The sequence below is a fragment of the Pseudomonas sp. ANT_H4 genome, from assembly GCF_008369295.1.
Classification (GTDB): domain Bacteria; phylum Pseudomonadota; class Gammaproteobacteria; order Pseudomonadales; family Pseudomonadaceae; genus Aquipseudomonas.
The window spans coordinates 243,382-264,187 of record NZ_VOBG01000004.1 but is presented as its reverse complement, the minus strand read 5'-3'; the positions used below and the strand labels follow the sequence as shown (position 1 = coordinate 264,187).

22 protein-coding genes are annotated in these 20,806 nt (G+C 60.0%); 10 read left to right on the top strand and 12 right to left on the bottom strand.

The window, feature by feature from the left end; genetic code table 11:
* Positions 1-94 precede the first annotated feature (94 nt).
* On the bottom strand, positions 95-478 hold the full coding sequence (locus FQ182_RS07565; protein ID WP_178114406.1) for a YbaN family protein: 384 nt from the start codon (positions 476-478) through the stop codon (positions 95-97).
* Between the two features lie 20 nt (positions 479-498).
* Positions 499-1,086 carry a YecA family protein gene (locus tag FQ182_RS07560; protein ID WP_149412106.1) on the bottom strand — a complete coding sequence of 196 codons (588 nt, stop codon included), beginning with the start codon at positions 1,084-1,086 and terminating at the stop codon, positions 499-501.
* A gap of 274 nt (positions 1,087-1,360) precedes the next feature.
* On the opposite strand from FQ182_RS07560, the gene recQ reads away from it, so the two are divergent.
* Positions 1,361-3,487, top strand: a complete 2,127-nt coding sequence (recQ, locus tag FQ182_RS07555) for a DNA helicase RecQ (protein ID WP_149412105.1) — start codon at positions 1,361-1,363, stop codon at positions 3,485-3,487.
* A gap of 121 nt (positions 3,488-3,608) precedes the next feature.
* Positions 3,609-4,043, top strand: a complete 435-nt coding sequence (locus FQ182_RS07550) for a MarR family transcriptional regulator (RefSeq protein WP_149412104.1) — start codon at positions 3,609-3,611, stop codon at positions 4,041-4,043.
* Between the two features lie 31 nt (positions 4,044-4,074).
* Here FQ182_RS07550 and FQ182_RS07545 read toward each other — a convergent pair whose 3' ends face one another.
* Positions 4,075-6,264: a patatin-like phospholipase family protein gene (locus FQ182_RS07545; protein WP_149412103.1), complete on the bottom strand. Its 2,190-nt coding sequence runs from the start codon at positions 6,262-6,264 to the stop codon at positions 4,075-4,077.
* An 84-nt stretch (positions 6,265-6,348) separates the two neighbouring features.
* Here FQ182_RS07545 and FQ182_RS07540 point away from each other — a divergent pair, with 84 nt between their 5' ends.
* Positions 6,349-6,636, top strand: a complete 288-nt coding sequence (locus FQ182_RS07540; RefSeq protein WP_149412102.1) for a SelT/SelW/SelH family protein — start codon at positions 6,349-6,351, stop codon at positions 6,634-6,636.
* Between the two features lie 9 nt (positions 6,637-6,645).
* Here FQ182_RS07540 and FQ182_RS30865 read toward each other — a convergent pair whose 3' ends face one another.
* From FQ182_RS30865 to FQ182_RS07525, 3 genes are all read right to left on the bottom strand, one after another.
* Entirely contained in the window at positions 6,646-6,936 is a 291-nt protein-coding gene (locus FQ182_RS30865; RefSeq protein WP_371923854.1) for a hypothetical protein, read from the bottom strand.
* Positions 6,937-7,001: 65 nt separating this feature from the next.
* Complete coding sequence (locus FQ182_RS07530; protein WP_149412101.1) at positions 7,002-7,883, bottom strand: DMT family transporter; 882 nt, start codon at positions 7,881-7,883, stop codon at positions 7,002-7,004.
* Between the two features lie 154 nt (positions 7,884-8,037).
* Entirely contained in the window at positions 8,038-8,790 is a 753-nt protein-coding gene (locus FQ182_RS07525) for an AraC family transcriptional regulator (protein ID WP_149412100.1), read from the bottom strand.
* A 134-nt stretch (positions 8,791-8,924) separates the two neighbouring features.
* Between FQ182_RS07525 and FQ182_RS07520 the strand changes: the two genes are divergently transcribed.
* A complete protein-coding gene (locus FQ182_RS07520; protein WP_149412099.1) occupies positions 8,925-9,734 on the top strand; it encodes a UDP-2,3-diacylglucosamine diphosphatase in 810 nt (269 codons plus the stop codon).
* A gap of 81 nt (positions 9,735-9,815) precedes the next feature.
* On the opposite strand, the gene FQ182_RS07515 is transcribed toward FQ182_RS07520, so the two are convergent.
* From FQ182_RS07515 to phhA, 3 genes are all read right to left on the bottom strand, one after another.
* The gene (locus FQ182_RS07515) at positions 9,816-11,012 is read right to left on the bottom strand and encodes an amino acid aminotransferase (RefSeq protein WP_149412098.1); all 1,197 of its coding nucleotides are present in this window, start codon (positions 11,010-11,012) and stop codon (positions 9,816-9,818) included.
* Positions 11,012-11,368, bottom strand: coding sequence for a 4a-hydroxytetrahydrobiopterin dehydratase (locus FQ182_RS07510; RefSeq protein ID WP_149412097.1), 357 nt, complete (start codon positions 11,366-11,368; stop codon positions 11,012-11,014). Before FQ182_RS07510 ends, FQ182_RS07515 begins: the two co-directional genes overlap by 1 nt.
* Positions 11,369-11,473: 105 nt before the next feature.
* Positions 11,474-12,280 carry a phenylalanine 4-monooxygenase gene (gene phhA / locus FQ182_RS07505; RefSeq protein ID WP_149412096.1) on the bottom strand — a complete coding sequence of 269 codons (807 nt, stop codon included), beginning with the start codon at positions 12,278-12,280 and terminating at the stop codon, positions 11,474-11,476.
* 277 nt (positions 12,281-12,557) lie between these two features.
* On the opposite strand from phhA, the gene FQ182_RS07500 reads away from it, so the two are divergent.
* Entirely contained in the window at positions 12,558-14,120 is a 1,563-nt protein-coding gene (locus FQ182_RS07500) for a sigma-54-dependent transcriptional regulator (protein ID WP_149412095.1), read from the top strand.
* 166 nt (positions 14,121-14,286) lie between these two features.
* Here FQ182_RS07500 and FQ182_RS07495 read toward each other — a convergent pair whose 3' ends face one another.
* The 3 genes from FQ182_RS07495 to FQ182_RS07485 form a co-directional block, all read right to left on the bottom strand.
* A complete protein-coding gene (locus FQ182_RS07495; RefSeq protein WP_149412094.1) occupies positions 14,287-14,553 on the bottom strand; it encodes a hypothetical protein in 267 nt (88 codons plus the stop codon).
* 49 nt (positions 14,554-14,602) lie between these two features.
* On the bottom strand, positions 14,603-14,941 hold the full coding sequence (locus tag FQ182_RS07490) for a hypothetical protein (protein ID WP_149412093.1): 339 nt from the start codon (positions 14,939-14,941) through the stop codon (positions 14,603-14,605).
* 111 nt (positions 14,942-15,052) lie between these two features.
* On the bottom strand, positions 15,053-15,697 hold the full coding sequence (locus FQ182_RS07485; RefSeq protein WP_149412092.1) for an HD domain-containing protein: 645 nt from the start codon (positions 15,695-15,697) through the stop codon (positions 15,053-15,055).
* 119 nt (positions 15,698-15,816) lie between these two features.
* Here FQ182_RS07485 and FQ182_RS07480 point away from each other — a divergent pair, with 119 nt between their 5' ends.
* The 5 genes from FQ182_RS07480 to araH all read left to right on the top strand — a co-directional run bounded on the left by FQ182_RS07480 (position 15,817) and on the right by araH (position 20,790).
* On the top strand, positions 15,817-16,296 hold the full coding sequence (locus tag FQ182_RS07480) for a GNAT family N-acetyltransferase (RefSeq protein ID WP_149412091.1): 480 nt from the start codon (positions 15,817-15,819) through the stop codon (positions 16,294-16,296).
* 147 nt (positions 16,297-16,443) lie between these two features.
* Positions 16,444-17,265, top strand: a complete 822-nt coding sequence (locus FQ182_RS07475; RefSeq protein ID WP_149412090.1) for an SDR family oxidoreductase — start codon at positions 16,444-16,446, stop codon at positions 17,263-17,265.
* A 36-nt stretch (positions 17,266-17,301) separates the two neighbouring features.
* Positions 17,302-18,303 carry a substrate-binding domain-containing protein gene (locus FQ182_RS07470; RefSeq protein WP_149412089.1) on the top strand — a complete coding sequence of 334 codons (1,002 nt, stop codon included), beginning with the start codon at positions 17,302-17,304 and terminating at the stop codon, positions 18,301-18,303.
* Positions 18,300-19,808: an L-arabinose ABC transporter ATP-binding protein AraG gene (araG, locus tag FQ182_RS07465; protein ID WP_149412184.1), complete on the top strand. Its 1,509-nt coding sequence runs from the start codon at positions 18,300-18,302 to the stop codon at positions 19,806-19,808. Before FQ182_RS07470 ends, araG begins: the two co-directional genes overlap by 4 nt.
* A 16-nt stretch (positions 19,809-19,824) precedes the next feature.
* Positions 19,825-20,790 (top strand): L-arabinose ABC transporter permease AraH, encoded by a 966-nt coding sequence (araH, locus tag FQ182_RS07460; protein ID WP_149412088.1) that lies wholly within the window; start codon positions 19,825-19,827, stop codon positions 20,788-20,790.
* The last annotated feature ends 16 nt before the right edge of the window (positions 20,791-20,806 follow it).

The following is a 20,806-nucleotide window of genomic DNA, read 5'->3' as shown; positions in this document are numbered from 1 at the left end:
CCGGGCATTCCAGGCCCAGGACGGACAGTCTCGCATGATGCTTGGGGTTAGTCAGTGTCGACCAAGGTCGTGTGCAAGCTTTATCAATTGAGTATCAGCGTCGGGGCAGGGTTTTCTGTCGCAGGATATAGAGGGTCACCAGCACCGCACTGGTCAACATGAACCCGCGGGCCCAAGGCAGCGGTACCAGGTAGCAGGAAAACCCGATGCTCAGCCACATCACCCCAATGGCATATACCTTGCCCTTGAGCGGAATGCCGTTGCCATCCAGGTAATCACGAACCCACGGGCCCAGCCGCGGGTGCTCCACCAGCCATTGGTAGAAGCGCGGTGAACTTCGGGCGAAGCAGGCGGCAGCCAGCAGCAGAAAGGGGGTGGTCGGCAAGACCGGCAGGAAAATTCCGATGACTCCGAGCACTACGCTCAGCCAGCCGATGGCCAGCAGAGCGTAACGCACGAGCAGAGAACGGTTGCCCATGGGCGCCACGGGCAACGGACTCAGTGGTGGCGAGGCTTGAGGAGCGCCGGTTTTTCGTCAGGTGCGTTGCACAGCAGGTACAGGGCGGTCAGCGCTTCCGGGATCTGAACGACCATGTCGTCCATCAAGTTGGCGTCGGTGGCGATGTCAGCGAACTCAGGCTGATCGTCGAACAGGCCGGAACCGACCATGATCGGCAGCAGCATTTCGCTGACTTCTTCCTCGGCGGTTTCGAACCAGGCGGCTTCGCGCAGGAACACACCTTCCATAAAGCCAATGCACCAGCCGCGCAGATCGGAATCATCCGGTTCTTCGCCGAGGTCCAGGTCGCATGGCAGCTCGAATTCCTCATCGGAAGCCAGTTGACGGCCGATGTGGGCCTTGAGGGCCAACAGGGTAGCTTCGATTTCTGCGCGCTCGGCGTCGTCACGGTAGTGAGGCTCTTCGGAGAACAGCGCGTCGATCCATTCACGTTCGGGAACCACTTCGGAGCAGATCGACAGGGCGGTCAGGTAGCCGTGGGCGGCCACGTAGTCCAGCGCCTCGTCATGCAGCTCGTCGGCATCGAGGAAGGCTTGCAGGCGGGTTAGTTGCTCAGCGAAGGACATTGACGGGTTACCTTGGGAATAAACGATGCTGAATTCTAGGCCTTCTTGAGCGCCCAGGCCAGTCGCTGTGCACATTTGCCAGGTTTTCAATCGGGTCGCTATTCGTCAGCGGCGCCCTTTGCCGGGTGGTGCTCGGGTATACTGCCGCGTTTTGTGATGCCCCTGCAGGCCAAACGGCGCAGCGGGAAAAGTTCGCTTACGGATTATTTCCCGTCGAGACGCGCTTTTTCGGCCAGCCTGTACAGCGGGATTTCGGCGATATTTGGAGTTTTTCATGCTTGAACAGGCTCAACGCGTCCTCAAGGACATCTTCGGCTACGACAGTTTTCGTGGCCGTCAGGGTGCAATCATTGAGCGCGTGGCCAATGGCGGTGATGCCCTGGTATTGATGCCTACCGGCGGCGGCAAGTCCTTGTGTTTCCAAGTGCCAGCGTTGCTGCGCGATGGGCTCGCCGTGGTGGTGTCGCCGTTGATCGCCTTGATGGACGATCAGGTGGCGACCCTTGAAGAACTTGGCGTTGCCGCTGCGGCATTGAATTCCACATTGAGCGCCGAACAGCAGCGTGATCTTGCCATGCGCATCAAGCGTGGCGAAGTGAAGATGCTTTACCTGGCCCCCGAGCGCCTGGTCCAGCCGCGAATGCTGGCGTTCTTGCAGAGCCTGGAAATCGCCCTGTTCGCCATCGACGAAGCCCACTGTGTATCCCAGTGGGGCCACGACTTCCGTCGCGAATACCTGCAATTGGGGCAGTTGGCGGAACTGTTTCCCAACGTCCCGCGCATCGCCCTGACCGCCACCGCCGACAAGCGCACCCGTGAAGAAATCGTCGAGCGCCTGCATTTGCAGGATGCCGAGCGTTTCCTTTCCAGCTTCGACCGGCCCAACATCTTTTATCGCATTGTGCCCAAGGAACAGCCGCGCAAGCAGTTGCTGGCCTTTCTCTCGGAGCGACGTAGCGACGCCGGCATCGTCTATTGCCTGTCGCGCAAGAAAGTCGACGAAGTGGCGGCATTCCTCTGTGAACAGGGTTACCCCGCGCTGCCGTACCACGCCGGCTTGCCCAATGAGCTACGCGCCTACCACCAGAAGCGCTTCCTCAACGAGGAAGGCCTGATCATGGTCGCCACCATCGCCTTCGGCATGGGTATCGACAAATCCAACGTGCGTTTCGTCGCCCATATGGATTTGCCCAAGTCCCTTGAAGCGTATTACCAGGAAACCGGTCGTGCCGGCCGTGATGGCCTGCCGGCCGATGCCTGGATGGTCTATGGCCTGCAAGACGTGGTGATGCTCAAGCAGATGCTGCAGAACTCCGAAGGCGATGAACGCCACAAGCGGCTGGAACAGCACAAGCTCGACGCCATGTTGTCGCTGTGCGAAGAAACCCGCTGCCGCCGTCAGACCGTGCTCGCCTATTTCGACGAAGACATGCCAAAGCCTTGCGGCCACTGCGACAACTGCGTGGACGGCGTGCAGACCTGGGATGCCACCGAGCCTGCGCGCCAGGGGTTGTCGGCCATCTACCGCACCGGCCAGCGTTACGGCGTCGGCCATCTGGTGGACGTGTTGCTGGGCAAGGACAACGAAAAGGTCCGCAGTTTTGGCCATCAGCACCTGTCGGTGTACGGCGTGGGCAAGGCGCGGGCCGAAGGCGAGTGGCGCTCGCTGTTTCGACAGATGGTCGCCCGTGGCCTGGTGGATATCGACCTGGAAGGCTACGGCGGTTTGCGTCTGAACGACAGTTGTCGGCCGCTGCTCAAGGGTGAAGTCAGCCTGGAGCTGCGCCGCGACCTCAAGCCACAAACCACCGCGAAAACCAGCACCAGCCAGGCCAGCCAACTGGTGCGTGGCGAGGAGCGCGAGCAGTGGGAAGCCTTGCGTACCTTGCGGCGCAAGCTGGCCCAGGAGCACAGCGTGCCGCCTTACGTTATCTTTCCCGACTCCACCTTGCTGGAAATGCTCCGCGAACAACCCACCACCCTGGCGGAAATGGCCAGGGTCAGTGGCGTCGGCGCACGCAAGCTGGAGCGTTATGGCCAGGCGTTCCTCGAAGTCCTCGGCGGCCAGGTCGAAGCGCCGAAAGAAATCGCCGATATTCGTCATGAGTTGATCAGTCTGGCCCGCGCCGGCATGACCCCGATCCAGATCGCTGGGCAGTTGCAATGCTCGGAAAAAAACGTCTACACCCTGCTCGCTGAGTCCATCGGCAAGCAACAACTGTCCCTGGAGCAGGCCCTTGATTTGCCGGAAGATTTGCTCGGCGAAATTCAGGACGCCTTCCTCGACGGAGAAGGCGAGTTGCCACCCGTTTCCGAGATATCGCCGCTGTTTACCGGGCGGGTTCCCGAGGGTGTTTTGTACTGCGTCAGGGCCGCTTTGCAGTCGGAATTCGAGATTTAATGTGTCAATTGCGACATTGTAAGGAGTCAGTACATACCAAGCCTTGCCTACTGTCATGGGTCATGCTTAGCTGACTAATAATTAGCCATACTTTGTTTTTAGTCTAATCCATGAGTTTTTTATGCCGTTAACTGATCAACACCGTTTTGGCATGCAGCTGGCGCAGATGTCCCGAGGTTGGCGTGCCGAGCTGGATCGCCGTCTGGCTGGCCTGGGTCTGTCCCAGGCGCGCTGGCTGGTGCTGCTGCACCTGGCCCGTTTCGAAAGCGCACCTACCCAGCGCGAGCTGGCGCAAAGCGTCGGGGTTGAAGGGCCGACCCTGGCCCGTTTGCTCGACAGCCTGGAAAACCAGGGCCTGGTACAACGCCAGGCGGTACTCGAAGACCGTCGGGCCAAACGCATCGTGCTGTGCGATACCGCCCGCCCTTTGATTGAGCAGATCGAAACCATCGCCACAGCCCTGCGTCATGAACTGTTTGTCGGTGTCGACGAAGATGATTTGCGAGTGTGCATGCGGGTTCACGGGCACATCCTGGCGAATCTGGAAAAAACCTGAGACCAGTGGCAAGTCCCTTTGCCACAGAAAGTCAGAACGTCTGCCCCAGATTCAGATACAGCGCCTTCTGATTGTCATCATTAAATCCATAGCTGAAATTCAACGGCCCCAGCGGCGTATCAAACCCGAGGAAAATACTCGCGGCATTGATGTAGCCGCTGTCGAATTCATTGTCGTTGTTCCACGCGCGTCCCCGTTCCAGGGACGCGCCCAGGTACAGCGGGAAGTCCAGCGGCAGGTATGAACGTGGCGTCAGGCGGCGATAATAGACCGCCCGCATCAGGCTGATGTTCTGTCCGGCAATCGCGTCCTGGCGAAAGCCCGACAGCTGCCGCGCACCGCCCAGCAGGAAGCTGGAAATCACCACGTCCGAATTGTCCAGAGTGCGCCCATAACGACCGCCCAGAACCAGTGTGTCCGGCCCGTGGCTCATGGCCTTGTCCAGCTTGAACTCCCACTGCCGATAGCGCTGGTCGGAACCCAGGCCCGGTTCGAATTCACGGAAGGCCAGGCCGATGTCTTCGCCCGTGTGGGGGAAGTAGACGTTGTCCAGGGAGTCGAAGGAGTACTTCAGTTCATAGAAGCCCTCACTGAAGCTGACGCTCGGCAAGTCGCGATCACCAATGCGCACATCGGCCTTTCCCCAGGCTTCGCCGACACCGAAGCGGATCTCGCCGCTGTTGCCGATCTGCCGGCCGACGTTGAGGCCAAAACCATAACGTTCCAGGCGGTACTCCGAAATCGGATTGTTATCTTCAATCAGCTCGACGTTCTGCGCTTCGGCGCTGATATAGGGGGCGACGAAGTAGCGCGAACCGGTGTCCATCGGCTGATAAAACTCGCTGTACAACTCCTGCCGATCACCAATCTGCACGCGTGTCAGCCATTCGGCGCCGAGGCGGTTGATGCCGTTGATTCGGTAGCTGGCGCCGAGGTTGAAGGCGCTGTCGCCGCGCATGTCATCGGAAAGGTTGAGGCCCAGGCGCAGGTAATCGGTGCCGCTGCGTTTACCCCGCGCGCTGATCACCAAGGTATTGTCCTGGCCCTTTTTCACGACGCGATATTGCACCTGCTCGAAGTAGTCCAGGCCGTACAAGGTACCCATGTCCGCTTGCAGGCGGCCCAGGTCCAGGCGTTCGCCGATGGGTTGGCGGATGTAGTAGCGGATGACGTCGTCGCCGACTTTCGAGTCATTCTCCACCTTGATTGCGGTGATCACCGGATTGCGCTGGCCAGGTGTGCGTGCCGCCGCCAGCTCGGCGTCGACCGACTCGGCGGGACGCAGCCTCGACAGGCGTGCGTCGAGGGCGCGGGTGGCGCGGTAGCCGGCGTCGATCATGTCCTTGGCTCGACCGAAATCGGTCACACCATAAGCGGCCAGCGATGGTTGGATCAACACATCGCGCGGATGCAGGGCCTTGAGTTGTTCCTCGGAGTTGCGCCGGGTCATCAGGGTGATGGACTGGTTGAGCACATCCACCACCGTCGCCAGTTGCTTGCGGGTGCGCAGCGGCGTGCCGATGTCCACCACAATGGCGATGTCGACGCCCATCTCCCGCGCCACATCCAACGGGATGTTGTCGGTCATGCCGCCGTCCACCAGCAGTCGGCCGTCCAGTTCCACCGGGGCGAACACGGCGGGGATCGACATGCTGGCGCGGATCACTTGCGGCAGGTGGCCTTTGCGAAACACCACTTTTTCGCCGCTGGTGATATCGGTCGCGACCGCCCGAAACGGAATGGGCAGCTTGTCGAAGTCCCGAGTGTTGCTGCTGTGGGCGAACATGCTTTCCAGTAGCAGCGCCAGGTTCTGGCCCTGGATTACACCCAATGGCAGGCCGAGGCTGCCGTCGTCGCGAAAGCTGAGCTTTTGTTTGACCAAAAAATCCCGATCATCCTGCTTGCGTCGAAATGGTACATCCTCCCGAGGTGGTGCATCGGAGAGTGCCAGCTTCCAGTCGATGTTCAGCGCCAGCTTTTCCAACTCGTCGATCTTGTAGCCCGAGGCATACAGCCCGCCAATCACCGCGCCCATGCTGGTGCCTGCAATGGCATCAATGTGGATACCTTGTTCTTCCAGAGCCTTGAGCACGCCAATGTGGGCCAGGCCACGGGCGGCGCCACCGGAAAGCACCAGGCCGATCTTCGGGCGCGGTGTCTCAACAGCTTGCACAAGGATGGGGAGTAGGCACAGCAACAGGCAGGACAACAGGCGGCGCATCATCAATCTCGGGGCTGGACGATAAAGGTCGGTATTATAGCCACCCGATCCGCCGATCCCATTACCTCAGGAGCCAGTCATTTCATGTCCGCGCCCAAACCCGAGATTGTCATCACCTATTGCACGCAATGTCAGTGGCTGCTGCGCGCGGCGTGGCTGGCTCAAGAACTGTTGAGTACCTTTGCCGATGACCTAGGCAAAGTGGCGCTGGAACCGGCCACTGGTGGCGCGTTTCGCATCACCTGCGACGGCGTGCAAATCTGGGAGCGCAAGGCGGACGGCGGCTTCCCGGAAGCTAAGGTGCTCAAGCAGCGAGTACGTGACCAGATCGATCCGCAACGGGATCTTGGGCACAACGACCGTACTCAATAAAAGCCACTGTCACTGATGGGCGGGCAGTGGCCTGTATCTATAGGCGGCTATTTGGTCGCCATCTTGTTTTTGATCCAGCCGACCACGAACGTCAGGATCAAGCCGCCCACACCACCGACAATCGTATTGAGCCAGGTGCCAGGCCAGGCCTTGCTTGCTCAAGCCGGCCAGATTGCCGCCGACGGCGCCGCTGATGATTTGGATGATTTGGAAATCAGGCTGATGAACATGTCCATGGTGAAACTCCTGCATAGCGTTGATGGAGTGACCACTCGCATGCAGCAACTTCAAAAAAACCATGGCTGTCGTCGAGGAGTCTGTATCCGTGAACGACGACAGACTGTTACGGATAGGAAACGTATAGATCAGGCCTGCGCAGCGGGCTGTTTGGCCTTTTCGGGGCGGCTCATCAGGCCTGAGACGACGATGGCGAGGATGATCAGCGCGCCGCCCATCAGCATGCGCAGGGTTGGGTTTTCACCAAACAGCAGCCAGGCCACGGTGATGCCGTACACCGGTTCCATGGCGAATACCACTGCCGCCGTGCGCGCCTTGAGCACCGCGAGGCTGGCGACAAACAGGCTGTGGGCCAGGCCGGTGCAGAACACTCCCAACAGACCAATCCACAACCAATCCAGGGCACGTACTTCGGTCAGGCCTGGAGCGGCGGCTGGCAATAGGCACAGCGCCACGACGACGTTCTGGCACAGGGCTGCCTGCACCGGCGGGATGCGGCCACTGGCGCGGTTGTTCAGCGACAGCAGCGAGAACAGCAAGCCGGAACCGACGGCCCAGATCAAGCCGTTGGTGGCTTGGCTGGCGAGATCGAAATCCGGTGTGACCAGCACCAGGCCGACGCTGACCAACACCACCAGGATAATTTCATTGGCGCGGATTCGCTCGCGGAAGATCAGCCCTTCGAGGATCACCGTGAATGCCGGGAAGGTGGCAAATCCCAGCGTCGCAATCGCCACGCCGGCCACCTTCACGGCAATAAAGAAGCTCACCCAATGGCCGGCCAGCAACAAGCCGCTAAGCAGCAGGCGCCGCAAATCGCTGGCTTGCAGCTTCTGCCAGGGAGTGTTGCTGGCAAAACGGGCGAACACTGCCAGGGCGATCACGGCGAACGCGGCGCGGCCAAAGACGATAATGGCCGGGGAGGCCGCGGCGAGTTTGCCGAAGACGCCGGTGAGGCCAAACATCAATGCGCCGATATGCAGGGCGCCGAGGGCAGAGCGCGGAGTCATTGTGATCCTTGGGCAGTGAGCGGACAGACGGCCAGTCTAGAGGGTTACAGCGTTTGGCGTCTGTCGTCGGACTCGCAGGTTTTGTCGCAGGACTCTTGAGCATGTCCGTGTAGCAGCCGTCTCGACCCTGTCGAACGTAGCCTCGTTCTACTCGTCAACTGCTACGGGGACGGCGTCGCAAGGCGCCGGGGGATTCACCGAACTCACGCAACACCGCTGCCGAAAAGGCGCTTTGCGAACCATAGCCAACCTGCGCGGCAATCTCGCCGATGGGCAGGTGACTGTCGCGCAACAGTCCACGGGCCATCTGCAAGCGCCGGCTGCGGATGTAGTCCATGGGCGTCTGCCCGCACTCGGTGACAAAGCGTGCATGCAGCCGTGCGACGGATAGATTGGCCATCCGCGCCAGGTCGGCGACTTGCAGCGGGTGCGCCGCATGTTGGTCGATATGGGCATCGAACGCTGCATAAGGCAGCCGCAGGCTGTCGCGTGGCGCCTGGCCATTGAGGCTGACCAGCAACAAGACGGCGCCTTGCTGGGCGATCAGCGGATCATCCAGCGGGCTGCTCGCCAGCCACTGCACCAACTGGCCTTGCCGGGCATCCAGCGCCACCCGTGCCGGCTGGTCCAGCAGGCGCCGACTGGCGTCGGCATGATCGCCAAGGGACTGCACCAGCCATTGTTCGTCGGGCACATCGAGCACCAGGCAATGACTGCCTTGGGGACTGCCGCAGGCGTGATGGGCCGAGAATGGCAGGACCATGACCCCTTGCGGGCGGATCTCGCCACTTACACCTTCCACGTCGAAATCCAGGCGGCCGGCCAGGGCGAACACCAGTTGCGCATGGTCGTGGCTATGGGCAATCAGGTTGTGGGTGTAGTGGCGTAGCGTGAGTGTCGGTCTCATCGCAATCTCCTGGGCAGGCTGGCAGTTTACATGGCCGGGAGCCTGATGAACGCTGTCATCAGACTGACGCACGACTGTCATGGGCTATTAATCGCCAGGGAGCAAGCTCGCGAAAACACCGTTGAGGTATGCCCATGACCAGCGCCGAGCTTGCCAAACCCAGCCGCAAGCAACGGGTTCGTACCCTGTGGATTTCCGACGTGCACCTGGGCACTCGGGATTGCCAGGCCGAGCACCTGTCGCAGTTTCTCAAGGGCTACCACGCCGACCGGGTGTACCTGGTTGGCGACATCATCGACGGCTGGAAACTGCGCGGCGGCATGTATTGGCCCCAGGCCCATACCAACGTGATCCGCCGCTTGCTGACCATGAGCAAGCGCGGTACCGAGGTGATCTACGTCACGGGCAACCATGATGAATTCCTGCGGCGTTATTCCAAGCTGATCCTGGGCAATATCCAGTTGGTGGACGAGGCGGTGCACGTCACCGCCGATGGTCGTCACTTGCTGGTGATCCATGGCGATCAGTTTGACGTGATCACCCGTTACCACCGTTGGCTGGCGTTCCTTGGCGACTCTGCCTACGAATTCACCCTGACCCTCAATCGCTGGCTGAACCACTGGCGGGCGCGCTACGGTTACGGCTATTGGTCGCTGTCGGCCTACCTCAAGCACAAGGTGAAAACTGCTGTCAGCTTTATCAGCGACTTCGAAGAAGCCATCGCCCATGAAGTGACCAAGCGCGAGTTGCACGGTGTGGTGTGCGGGCATATCCACCACGCGGAGATCCGCAAGGTAGGGGAGGTGGACTACCTCAACTGCGGGGATTGGGTGGAGTCTTGCACGGCGTTGATCGAGCACTGGGATGGGCATATCGAGCTGTATCGGTTGGCCGATGCCCAGGCCAAAGAGGCGCAGCTCAAGGCGGAGATGGTGGCGGGGTAGATCACAGTTTTATGGCCGGACGCAAACAGATGTGGGCTTGGCTGCTCGCCACACAGCCCGCCACACTAAATCGAGCCGCTCTCAGGAGTGGCACACATCCGCAATCGCGTCAGCCAACAGTGTCAGGCGCGTTTCATCAATTCCGGCAACGTTCGCCCGCCCTGAATTGACCATATATACGCTGTGCTTCTCGCGCAGTTCTTTCACCTGATCGGCGCTCAACCCGGTATAGGAAAACATCCCGCGTTGCACGCCGATATGGGCAAAACGCTCTGACAGCCCATGAGGCGCCAAGGCTTCCACCAGCCCGGAGCGCAATTGCGCGATCCGCAGGCGCATGGCTTCGACTTCCTCGCTCCACAGCGCTTTCAGCTCGGCATCACCCAGGATTGTGGCGACTACGGCTGCACCATGATCCGGCGGCGTCGACCACAGGTTGCGGGCAATAAATGCCAGTTGGCTGCGCACATCCAGCAGCTTTTCAGCATCACCTGCGCAGACAATCAGCGAGCCAACACGGTCGCTGTACAAACCGAAATTCTTCGAGCAGGAGCTGGTGATCAGCAGCTCAGGCAACTCGGCAGCGAACAAGCGCACGGCCCACGCGTCTTGCTCCAGGCCATCACCAAACCCCTGGTAGGCAAAGTCGATCAGCGGCAGCAGCTCGCGCTCGCGGACGATCTCCAGAACCTGGCGCCAGTCGTCCTGGGACAGGTCGAAGCCGGTGGGGTTGTGACAGCAGGCGTGCAACAGCACTACGTCGCCCTTGGGCACGCTGGCCAGGGTAGCCAACATCGCCGCAACATCCAGGCGGTTGTCACTGCCCACGTACGGATAGTGGCTGACCTTGAGCCCGGCCTTGGCGAAGATGGTTTCGTGGATCGGCCAGGTCGGGTTGCTCAGCCACACGCCGCGACCGGGCAGGCTGTGGGCGATAAAGTCGGCACTCAGGCGCAGCGCGCCGGTGCCGCCTGGGGTCTGGGTCGCGCCGGCACGGCGTTCGCGCAGCAGCGGCGAGTCGGCGCCCAGCACCAACCTATTAATCAGCTTGCCGAACGCTGCATCGCCGTGGCCGCCGATGTAGGTCTTGGTGGTTTGTTGGTCCGCCAGGCGCTGTTCGGCCAGCTTCACTGAGCGCAGAATCGGCGTCAGCCCCTGGGCATCCTTGTAGACGCCCACGCCCAGGTCGAACTTTTGCGGGCTGGGGTCCTTGGCATAGGACTCCATCAGCCCGAGGATCGGGTCCCCTGGCACTCGGTCAATGGCAGTGAAGTGCATTACTTGCGGCCCTCGGCATCCTTGGCCACTTTGTCAGTGCGCGCGGCCATGATGAAGTCGTTGCGGTGCAGGCCCTTGATGGAGTGGCTCCACCAGGTCACGGTGACTTTGCCCCATTCAGTGAGCAGGCCGGGGTGGTGACCTTCGGCCTCGGCGATCACGCCCACGGCGTTGGTGAAGGCCAGGGCGAATTTGAAATTCTTGAACAGGAAGACCTTTTCCAGCTGCATCACGCCGTCGCGTACTTCGATGTTCCAGTCGGGGATCTGCTTGATCAGTACCGGCAGTTCTTCGTCGCTGACTTGCGGGGCATCGGCGTGGCAGGCTTCGCAGTGGGCTTGGTTCAAGGTGGTCATGTGGGGATTCCTGAAATCGAGTGTTTGGAAAACGGTCGTCAGTGGCGTCACCCTAAAGCAACGCGGGGCCAGGGAACAGACTCACCTGGCCGCAAAAGGCACGTGTCACGCCGCCTTTGGCTTGGGCTGGACCGGTTTTGGAGGGAACAGGGGCGCATGCAGGCCCAACTGCATACCGCGCTTGACCATGCCCATGATGTCTTCCTGCGCCACTTCGAACAGGCGCTTGAGGTTGGGCAATACGAAGTACAGCGGCTGCAGGATGTCGATGCGATAGGGCGTGCGCATAGCTTGCAGCGGGTCGAAGGCTTGATGCTCGGGTTCATCCGACAGGCAGTAAACGCTTTCCTTCGGCGAGGACAGGATACCGCCGCCGTAGATGCGCCGGCCTTCAGGCGTGTCCACCAGGCCAAACTCGATGGTCATCCAGTACAGGCGCGCCAGGTACACCCGCTGTTCCTTGGTGGCAGCCAGGCCAAGCTTGCCGTAGGTGTGGGTAAATTCGGCGAACCAGGGGTTGGTCAGCAGTGGGCAGTGTCCGAAGATCTCGTGGAAAATATCCGGTTCTTGCAGGTAATCCAGCTCTTCACGGGTACGAATAAAGGTCGCCACCGGAAACTGCTTGTTGGCGAGCAACTCGAAGAAAGTCTGGAAGGGGATCAGTGCCGGCACGCGGGCGACTTGCCAGCCGGTGGTTTCCCCCAGCACCTTGTTGATGTCCGCCAGTTGCGGAATTCGGTCGTGGGGCAGGCCGAGCTTGTCGATGCCGTCCAGGTATTCCTGGCAGGCACGGCCTTCGATCACTTTCAGTTGGCGAGTGATCAGGGTGTTCCATACCGCATGTTCTTTGGGCGGGTACTGGATAAAACCTTGCGCGTCGGGCTCGCGGGCCACGTACTGCGTCTGCTTCATACGGCTCTCCTGCTAGGCATTCGTTCTTGTTATGTCCTGCGATAAACCTATTGATACTCCGCCTGGGTCAGGAATCCATCCGTCATCTGCTGCAGCTTGTAGGAAAATTTACTAATATTTGTAAAGTATTCGTTACGGTATTGCCGTTGAGCACTGTGTATTGCGATTTTACGGTTTGAAAAGGTCGCTAGCTGTCACATAATCTTGACGACTATCTGCGCTCAGCGACAAAAAGACGCAGTTCAATCAGCCCTTCAACAATAATTCGGGCCTTTTCATGCGTATCAAAGTGCATTGCCAGAACCGTATAGGCATCCTGCGGGACATCCTCAACCTGCTGGTGGAGTACGGCGTCAACGTTGCCAAGGGCGAGGTCGGCGGCGAACACGGCAATGCCATTTACCTGTACTGCCCGAACCTGGTGAACATGCAGTTCCAGGCGCTGCGCCCGCAGTTTGAAGCGATTGCCGGGGTATTTGGCGTCAAGCGGGTAGGACTGATGCCTAGCGAACGTCGGCATATGGAACTCAATGCCTTGCTGGGCGCGCTGGAATTTCCGGTGCTGTCCATCGACATGAGCGGCGCCATCGTTGCTGCCAACCGGGCGGCAGCGCAGTTGCTCGGGGTGCGGGTGGACGAAGTACCGGGCATTGCGCTGTCGCGCTATGCCGAAGACTTCGACTTGCCGGAACTGGTGCGCTCCAGCAAATCGCGGATCAATGGCTTGCGAGTCAAGGTCAAGGGCGATGTGTTCCTCGCCGATATCGCCCCGCTGCAATCCTCGGAACACGATGACAGCGAAGCCATGGCTGGCGCTGTGCTGACCCTGCACCGCGCCGACCGGGTCGGTGAGCGTATCTACAACGTGCGCAAGCAGGAACTGCGGGGCTTCGACAGCATTTTCCAAAGCTCGAAAGTCATGGCCGCCGTGGTCCGTGAGGCCCGACGCATGGCCCCTCTGGACGCCCCTCTATTAATAGAAGGCGAAACCGGCACCGGCAAGGAACTGTTGGCACGTGCCTGCCATCTGGCCAGCCCGCGCGGGCAGTCACCGCTGATGGCCCTCAACTGCGCCGGCTTGCCGGAGTCCATGGCCGAGACCGAACTGTTTGGCTACGGCCCCGGCGCGTTCGAAGGCGCGCGGGCCGAGGGCAAGCTGGGGTTGCTGGAACTGACGGTGGGCGGCACGTTGTTTCTCGATGGTGTCGGGGAAATGAGCGCGCGGCTGCAGGCCAAGTTGCTGCGCTTCCTGCAGGACGGTTGCTTTCGCCGGGTAGGCAGTGATGAAGAGGTGTACCTGGATGTGCGGGTGATCTGCGCAACCCAGGTGGACTTGTCGGAACTCTGTGCCCGTGGCGAATTTCGCCAGGACCTCTACCACCGCTTGAATGTGCTGTCGCTGCATATCCCGCCGCTGCGTGAATGCCTCGATGGTTTGCCGCCGCTGGTTGAGCACTTCCTCGATCAGGCCAGCCGGCAGATTGGTTGCCCGCTGCCCAAGCTGGCACCAGCGGCCATGGATCGGCTCAGCCATTACCACTGGCCAGGCAATGTGCGGCAGTTGGAGAACGTGCTGTTCCAGGCGGTCTCGCTGTGCGACGGCGGGACGGTCAAGGCCGAGCATATCCGCCTGCCAGACTACGGCGTGCGCCAGCCGCTGGGGGATTTCTCCCTGGAAGGCGGGCTGGAAGAGATTGTCGGGCGGTTTGAAAAGGCGGTGTTGGAACGGTTGTATTCCGAGCATCCCAGTAGCCGGCAGTTGGGGAAACGGTTAGGGGTTTCCCATACCACTATTGCCAATAAACTGCGGGACTATGAGGTCGTCAAAGCTGAAAAGTGACTTTATCAGGAAAGAGTCTCGGGTAAGCACGTTCGTTTTGTGGTGTTAGTCGATCAGATTCAACCGGCCTTGGGCTGCTGTTCGGCGGTGTATTTGGCTTTGCTTGCACGAGGCATTGCGATACGCCTTCTGGCCCTTGAGGAAGGGCCAGGCCAGACAACGTGGGTTACTGATTTACTTCGCCTTCCAGCTTGCGAGCTGCCTCCACGCCGGACGCCGTGAGCTTGATCGGCAGGTTCAACGCGTGTTCACCGGCGTCGTTACAGGTCACATGACCTTCCTTGATCAACCCACGGTCCTGAAGGGCGGCCAAGGCGCTGGCCACCACTTTTTCACCTCGGTAGTTGTCCAGTACTTCTTTACCCAGGCCGCTGGGATGGGCGTGCAGCAGGCGGGTGAGGACTTCTTTCTCAAGGTTTTTATCGACGTTCATGCATACCTCTTCAGGGTGAGTGGTTGGGTAGTGTTCGTCTGCTTATGGCTCAGGGCTGCTTGGGTGCGCCGGGAAGGTTGGAGTCGTCGCCGTGTGGGGTGGCATTTTTGCCCGGCCCCATTTTGCCGTTCTCCACGTCGGTCCCCAGGCCTTGGCGGTTGCCATCGTTGCCTTGGGCGCGCGGGTCGTTGCCCTGGTTGTTAATTGCGCCACCGTTGGTATCAAGGCCGGTGCCCATGGAGTCCTTGGACTCTTGGGTTGCCGGGCTTGGAGGGCTGCCGATAGGGTCTGTCGGGCCGGTGGAGTTGTTTGATGCGGCAAAGCTGCTGAGGGAAACGGTAGACAGCAAGCCAGTGAGAGCGAGGGCAGTCAATTTGGAAGTATTCATGTGGAGCCTCCATATCATTAAAGTCCTTACCTGATATTGGTCAGCCCCCGGTTGCCATTGGTGCCTTGGCAGCGACGAACGGTGCTACGTTGCTTGTAAGAATTTGTGTGCCTATTGTTCGCCAATCTCCTCAATAAACGTCTGCATAAACCCTTTTAGCCGGGCATGACGAAGCTGCGCCAAGCGTTGTCCCGTGGCGGTTTGAAAACCATCGGCCAAGTGCAGCAGCTTGGTCTGGAAGTGATCGAGGCAAAAGCGCTTGTCGTCATACTCGCGGTGGCGTGCAGTCGGGTCAGCCGGGTCATACAGCCCGCTGCCCATGCGCCCGGCGGTGTAGAACGTGCGGGCGACGCCGATCATGCCGAGGGAATCGAGGCGGTCGGCGTCCTGGACGATTTTGGCTTCCAGGGACTCAGGCGTTAACCCCGCCGAAAAGCTGTGGGTCTCGATGGCATGGGTCACGGCAGCCATGCGCGCAGGCTGCCAGCCGAGGTTTTGCAGGATTCCCCCAGCCTTGGTCGCCGCCAGCGCCGACGCCTTGGAGCGCAGCGGCGAGTTCTTTTCCACGGCCACACAGTCGTGCAGCAACACGGCCGCCAGCAGCACTTCGAGGTCGCCGCCTTCCTCGGCCTGGATCGACCGCGCGTTGTGCCACACCCGCTGCAAGTGCGACAGGTCGTGGGCGCCGTCTTCCGACGGTTCCAAGGCGTGGGGCAGCAGGGTGGCGGCGAGGTCGGACAATGGCGTGAAGGGCATCGGGTTTCCTATTGGGGGCTATGCGTTGCCATGCAAGGTTAGTCGTGAATGAAATTGCACTGCAACCCTTCATAAAACAGCCTTAGTATGTGTTCTTTCTTCATTCACAAGGCCTGTCCATGACCATTGAGATTCGCCCCGCCGTGCCCAGTGATGCCGCACAGATCCTGGCCTTTATCACGGAGCTTGCCGACTACGAAAAGGCCCGGCACGAAGTGATCGCCAGCGTGGTGGATATCGAACGCAGCCTGTTCAGCGAAGGCGCCACCGCCCATGGCCTGATCTGTCTGCGGGAAGGGTTGCCAATTGGTTTTGCCGTGTTCTTTTTCAGCTACTCGACTTGGCTGGGCAGCAACTGCCTGTACCTGGAAGACCTGTACATCAACCCGCAACAGCGCGGAGGCGGTGCGGGCAAGAAGTTGTTGCGCCATCTGGCCAAGATTGCCTGTGACAACGGTTGCGGACGTTTCGAATGGAGCGTGCTGGACTGGAACGAACCGGCCATCCAGTTCTACAAATCCATCGGCGCCCAACCTCAGGAGGAGTGGGTGCGTTACCGCATGGAAGGGGACTCACTGCGCGAGTTTGCCCACGGCTGAGTCGTTAAAAAGCCGGCTATAGGTGCCGGTTTTTTTACATTAATGATCAGTATGTGGGATGTTAATTTATATATTGAGATATTTTAAGTTCTGGGTTTATAGTCCCCTGCATCAGCACTCACTACCAAAAATAAAACAGGTGAAGCGATGCAGGCACAACCGTTGTCGTTACCTCCAGTGCCGGAGCCAATCTACGGCGATCGGCTGAAGAACAAAGTGGTGGTGATCACCGGTGCTGCGCAAGGCATTGGCGAGGCCATCGTGGCCTGCTTCCAGGCTCAGCAGGCGCGTCTGGTTATCGGTGATATCCAGGGCGAGAAGGTCGAGAAAGTCGCGGCTCATTGGCGAGAGCGCGGCGCGGATATCTACGCACAACCCATCGACATCACTTCCAAAGAGCAATGGCGAGCCCTGGTGGAGGTTGCCATCGAACACTTTGGGCGCGTCGATGTGTTGGTCAACTGCGCCGGCGTCAACGTGTTTTGCGACCCTCTGGAAATGACCGACGACGATTGGCGCCGCTGCTTCGCCATCGACCTGGACGGTGCCTGGTTCGGCTGCCGCACCGTGTTGCCGCACATGATCGAGCAAGGCATCGGCAACATCATCAATATCGCGTCCACCCATTCCAGTCACATCATCCCAGGTTGCTTTCCCTATCCGGTGGCCAAGCACGGGCTGCTGGGCCTGACCCGCGCCCTGGGCATCGAATACGCGCCCAAGGGCATCCGCGTGAATGCCATCGCACCGGGCTATATCGAAACCCAACTCAACGTCGACTATTGGAACGGCTTCCCCGACCCCCACGCCGAACGCCGGCGCGCCTTCGATTTGCATCCGCCCAAGCGCATCGGCCAGCCCATCGAAGTGGCGATGACTGCGCTGTTTCTCGCCACCGACGAAGCGCCGTTTATCAACGCCACCTGCCTGATGATCGATGGCGGGCGTTCGGTGATGTACCACGACTAAACCTTGCAACTCTCCAATAACAACAAGAGGTGGTTTATGTTCATGAAAAAAGCAATACGCACCTTGGCCTGCGCCGCCGTTGCTGTGGCAATCAGCGGCCTCGGCACCCTCGCATCCGCCGAAGAAATAAAGATCGGCTTCCTGGTCAAACAGGCAGAAGAGCCCTGGTTCCAGACCGAATGGGCGTTCGCCGAAAAAGCCGGCAAGGACCAGGGCTTCACCGTGATCAAGATCGCCGTGCCCGACGGTGAAAAAACTCTGTCCGCCATCGACACCCTCGCCGCCAATGGCGCCAAAGGCTTCGTGATCTGCCCGCCGGACGTGTCCCTGGGCCCGGCAATCATGGCCAAGGCCAAGCTCAATGGCCTGAAAGTGCTGGCGGTGGATGACCGCTTTGTCGACGCCAAGGGCAAACCCATGGAAGACGTGCCCTACGTCGGCCTGGACGCCTACAAGATCGGCCAGAAACAGGGCGAGGCCATGGCCACCGAAGCGAAAAAACGTGGCTGGGATTGGAAAGAGACCTACGCGGTGATCAACACCTTCGACGAACTGGAAACCGGCAAGAAACGCACCGACGGTTCAGTAGAAGGGCTCAAGGCCGCCGGCCTGCCAGCGGACCACATCCTGTTTAGCGCGCAGAAAACCCTCGACGTGCCTGGCAGCATGGACTCCACCAACTCGGCTCTGGTGAAACTGCCCAGCGACGCGAAAAACCTGCTGATCGGCGGCATGAACGACAGCACCGTTCTGGGCGGCGTGCGCGCCACTGAAAGCGCCGGCTTCAAGGCGGCCAATGTGATCGGTGTCGGCATCAACGGCACCGATGCCATCGAAGAGCTTAAAAAGACTGACACGGGTTTCTACGGCTCGATGCTGCTCAGCCCCGACGCGTCCGGTTATAAAACCGCTACCGCCATGTTCGAGTGGGTCACCAAGGGCACTGAACCGGCCAAGTTCACCGCGCTGGATAACGTGACCTTGATCACCCGCGCCAATTTCAAGGAAGAGTTGAGCAAGATCGGTCTGTGGAAATGAATACCGCCGCCTTCGATACCCTGCGCTTCAACGGCATTGGCAAGGAGTTTCCCGGTGTGAAAGCGCTGGCGCAGATCAGCTTTGAAGCGCGACCCCATTCGGTGCACGCGCTGATGGGCGAGAACGGCGCCGGCAAGTCGACCTTGCTGAAAATTCTCGGCGGTTTTTATCCGCCCAACAGCGGCAGCCTGCAGTTGGGCGAGCGCAGCGTCAGCTTCAAGTCGGCAGCAGACAGCATTGCCAATGGCATCGCCGTCATTCACCAGGAGCTGCAACTGGTGCCGGAAATGACCGTTGCCGAGAACCTGTTACTGGGGCATATGCCGTCGCGCTGGGGTGTGGTCAATCGTGGCGCGATGGTGCACAAGGCGCGGGAGTTGCTCAAGGGCCTGGCGGATGAAATCGATCCCCAGGCGCGCCTTGGCAGCCTGTCCCTGGGCCAGCGGCAACTGGTGGAAATCGCCAAGGCCATGTCGCGCAATGCCCATGTGATTGCCTTCGACGAACCTACCAGCAGCCTCTCGGCCCGTGAGATCGAGCGGCTGATGGTGATCATCGCGCGGCTGCGTGACGAAGGCCGGGTGATCCTCTATGTGTCGCACCGCATGGAAGAGGTGTTCCGCATTTGCGATGCGGTGACGGTGTTCAAGGACGGGCGCTTTGTACGCACCTTCGAGGACATGACGCAGTTGAACGTCGATCAATTGGTCAACTGCATGGTTGGCCGCGATATTCAGGACATCTACAACTACCGGCCTCGGGAGCATTTTGGCGAGGCGCTGCGCGTTGAAGGTTTACTCGGGCCAGGGCTGCAAGAGCCGGTGAGCCTTGCGGTCGACAAGGGCGAAATTCTCGGCCTGTTCGGTTTGGTGGGGGCAGGGCGTACCGAATTGCTGCGGCTGCTGGCGGGGTTGTCCCGTAGCGAACAAGGCGCGCTGGTGTTGCATGGCCAGGCGCAGTCTTTCAAGTCGCCACGGGATGCGATTGCCGCCGGTGTGCTGTTGTGCCCCGAGGACCGCAAGAAGGAAGGCATCGTGCCCCGTGCCAGCGTCGCCGAGAACATCAATATCAGCGCCCGTCGCGACCATGCGCGCTTTGGCTGGTTGCTGCAAAGCGGCTGGGAACGGGACAACGCACAGCGGCAAATCAGCGCGCTGAACGTGCGTACGCCGTCGGCCGAGCAGCCGATCCTGTACCTGTCCGGCGGCAATCAGCAAAAAGCCATTCTTGGCCGTTGGCTGTCGATGCCGATGAAAGTGCTGCTGTTGGACGAACCGACTCGCGGTATCGACATCGGCGCCAAGGCCGAGATCTACCAGATCATCCACAACCTGGCGGCCACCGGCATTGCAGTGATTGTGGTGTCCAGCGACTTGATGGAAGTCATGGGTATCTGCGACCGCATCCTGGTGATGAGTGAAGGTGCGCTTACCGGCGTTTTGAACCGCGATGACGCCGATGAAGCGCGCTTGCTGCAATTGGCTCTCCCGCGTTCGCGGGACTGAAGAATACGAGGTGGGTATGTCACAGGTAAAAACCGCGAGAACCTTCTGGCCGGGCTTCAACCAGCGTAAGTTTCTCGACGAGTGGGTCATGTTGCTGGCGGCCTTGAGCATCTTTTTGCTTAGTGCCGTGTTTATCGACAACTTCCTCTCGCCACTGAACATGCGTGGCCTGGGCCTGGCGATTTCCACCGTCGGGATTGCCGCCTGCACCATGCTGTTCTGTCTGGCGTCGGGGCATTTTGACTTGTCGGTGGGGTCGGTGATTGCCTGCTCGGGCGTGGTGGCGGGAATCGTGATTCGCGACACCGACAGCATCGTCCTCGGCGTGTCGGCGGCACTGACCATGGGCCTGGTAGTGGGGCTGATCAACGGCATCGTGATTGCCAAACTGCGGATCAATGCGTTGATTGCAACGCTGGCGACCATGCAGATCGTTCGTGGGCTGGCGTATATCTTTTCCAATGGCAAGGCGGTTGGCGTGATGGACGAAGGCTTCTTCGTCTTCGGTAACGGCCAGCTGTTTGGCGTGCCGGTGCCGATTGTTATCACCGTGCTGTGCTTTGTGTTTTTTGGTTGGTTGCTGAACTACACCACCTACGGGCGCAACACCATGGCCATTGGCGGTAACCAGGAAGCGGCGTTGCTGGCCGGGGTCAATGTCGACAGGACCAAGATCATCATCTTCGCGGTGCACGGTGTGATCGGGGCGTTGGCCGGAGTGATCCTCGCTTCGCGGATGACCTCGGGTCAGCCGATGATCGGCCAGGGTTTTGAGCTAACGGTGATTTCGGCGTGTGTGCTGGGCGGTGTATCCCTGAGCGGGGGCATAGGGATGATTCGCCATGTGATTGCCGGAGTGCTGATATTGGCGATCATTGAGAATGCGATGAACCTGAAGAACATCGACACCTTCTACCAATACGTGATTCGCGGCTCTATCCTGTTGCTGGCGGTGATTATTGATCGGATGAAGCAGCGTTGATTGAGACTGTGGCAAA

Coding starts and splice junctions, on each gene's coding strand:
- FQ182_RS07560 (WP_149412106.1), bottom strand. CDS start 1,086: ATGTCCTTCGCTGAGCAACTAACCCGCCTGCAAGCCTTCCTCGATGCC.
- FQ182_RS07480 (WP_149412091.1), top strand. CDS start 15,817: ATGACCATTGAGATTCGCCCCGCCGTGCCCAGTGATGCCGCACAGATC.
- FQ182_RS07475 (WP_149412090.1), top strand. CDS start 16,444: ATGCAGGCACAACCGTTGTCGTTACCTCCAGTGCCGGAGCCAATCTAC.
- araH (WP_149412088.1), top strand. CDS start 19,825: ATGTCACAGGTAAAAACCGCGAGAACCTTCTGGCCGGGCTTCAACCAG.
- FQ182_RS07490 (WP_149412093.1), bottom strand. CDS start 14,941: ATGAATACTTCCAAATTGACTGCCCTCGCTCTCACTGGCTTGCTGTCT.
- araG (WP_149412184.1), top strand. CDS start 18,300: ATGAATACCGCCGCCTTCGATACCCTGCGCTTCAACGGCATTGGCAAG.
- FQ182_RS07515 (WP_149412098.1), bottom strand. CDS start 11,012: ATGCACTTCACTGCCATTGACCGAGTGCCAGGGGACCCGATCCTCGGG.
- FQ182_RS07550 (WP_149412104.1), top strand. CDS start 3,609: ATGCCGTTAACTGATCAACACCGTTTTGGCATGCAGCTGGCGCAGATG.
- FQ182_RS07545 (WP_149412103.1), bottom strand. CDS start 6,264: ATGCGCCGCCTGTTGTCCTGCCTGTTGCTGTGCCTACTCCCCATCCTT.
- FQ182_RS30865 (WP_371923854.1), bottom strand. CDS start 6,936: ATGGTTTTTTTGAAGTTGCTGCATGCGAGTGGTCACTCCATCAACGCT.
- FQ182_RS07540 (WP_149412102.1), top strand. CDS start 6,349: ATGTCCGCGCCCAAACCCGAGATTGTCATCACCTATTGCACGCAATGT.
- recQ (WP_149412105.1), top strand. CDS start 1,361: ATGCTTGAACAGGCTCAACGCGTCCTCAAGGACATCTTCGGCTACGAC.
- FQ182_RS07565 (WP_178114406.1), bottom strand. CDS start 478: ATGGGCAACCGTTCTCTGCTCGTGCGTTACGCTCTGCTGGCCATCGGC.
- phhA (WP_149412096.1), bottom strand. CDS start 12,280: ATGAAGCAGACGCAGTACGTGGCCCGCGAGCCCGACGCGCAAGGTTTT.
- FQ182_RS07500 (WP_149412095.1), top strand. CDS start 12,558: ATGCGTATCAAAGTGCATTGCCAGAACCGTATAGGCATCCTGCGGGAC.
- FQ182_RS07485 (WP_149412092.1), bottom strand. CDS start 15,697: ATGCCCTTCACGCCATTGTCCGACCTCGCCGCCACCCTGCTGCCCCAC.
- FQ182_RS07470 (WP_149412089.1), top strand. CDS start 17,302: ATGTTCATGAAAAAAGCAATACGCACCTTGGCCTGCGCCGCCGTTGCT.
- FQ182_RS07495 (WP_149412094.1), bottom strand. CDS start 14,553: ATGAACGTCGATAAAAACCTTGAGAAAGAAGTCCTCACCCGCCTGCTG.
- FQ182_RS07530 (WP_149412101.1), bottom strand. CDS start 7,883: ATGACTCCGCGCTCTGCCCTCGGCGCCCTGCATATCGGCGCATTGATG.
- FQ182_RS07510 (WP_149412097.1), bottom strand. CDS start 11,368: ATGACCACCTTGAACCAAGCCCACTGCGAAGCCTGCCACGCCGATGCC.
- FQ182_RS07520 (WP_149412099.1), top strand. CDS start 8,925: ATGACCAGCGCCGAGCTTGCCAAACCCAGCCGCAAGCAACGGGTTCGT.
- FQ182_RS07525 (WP_149412100.1), bottom strand. CDS start 8,790: ATGAGACCGACACTCACGCTACGCCACTACACCCACAACCTGATTGCC.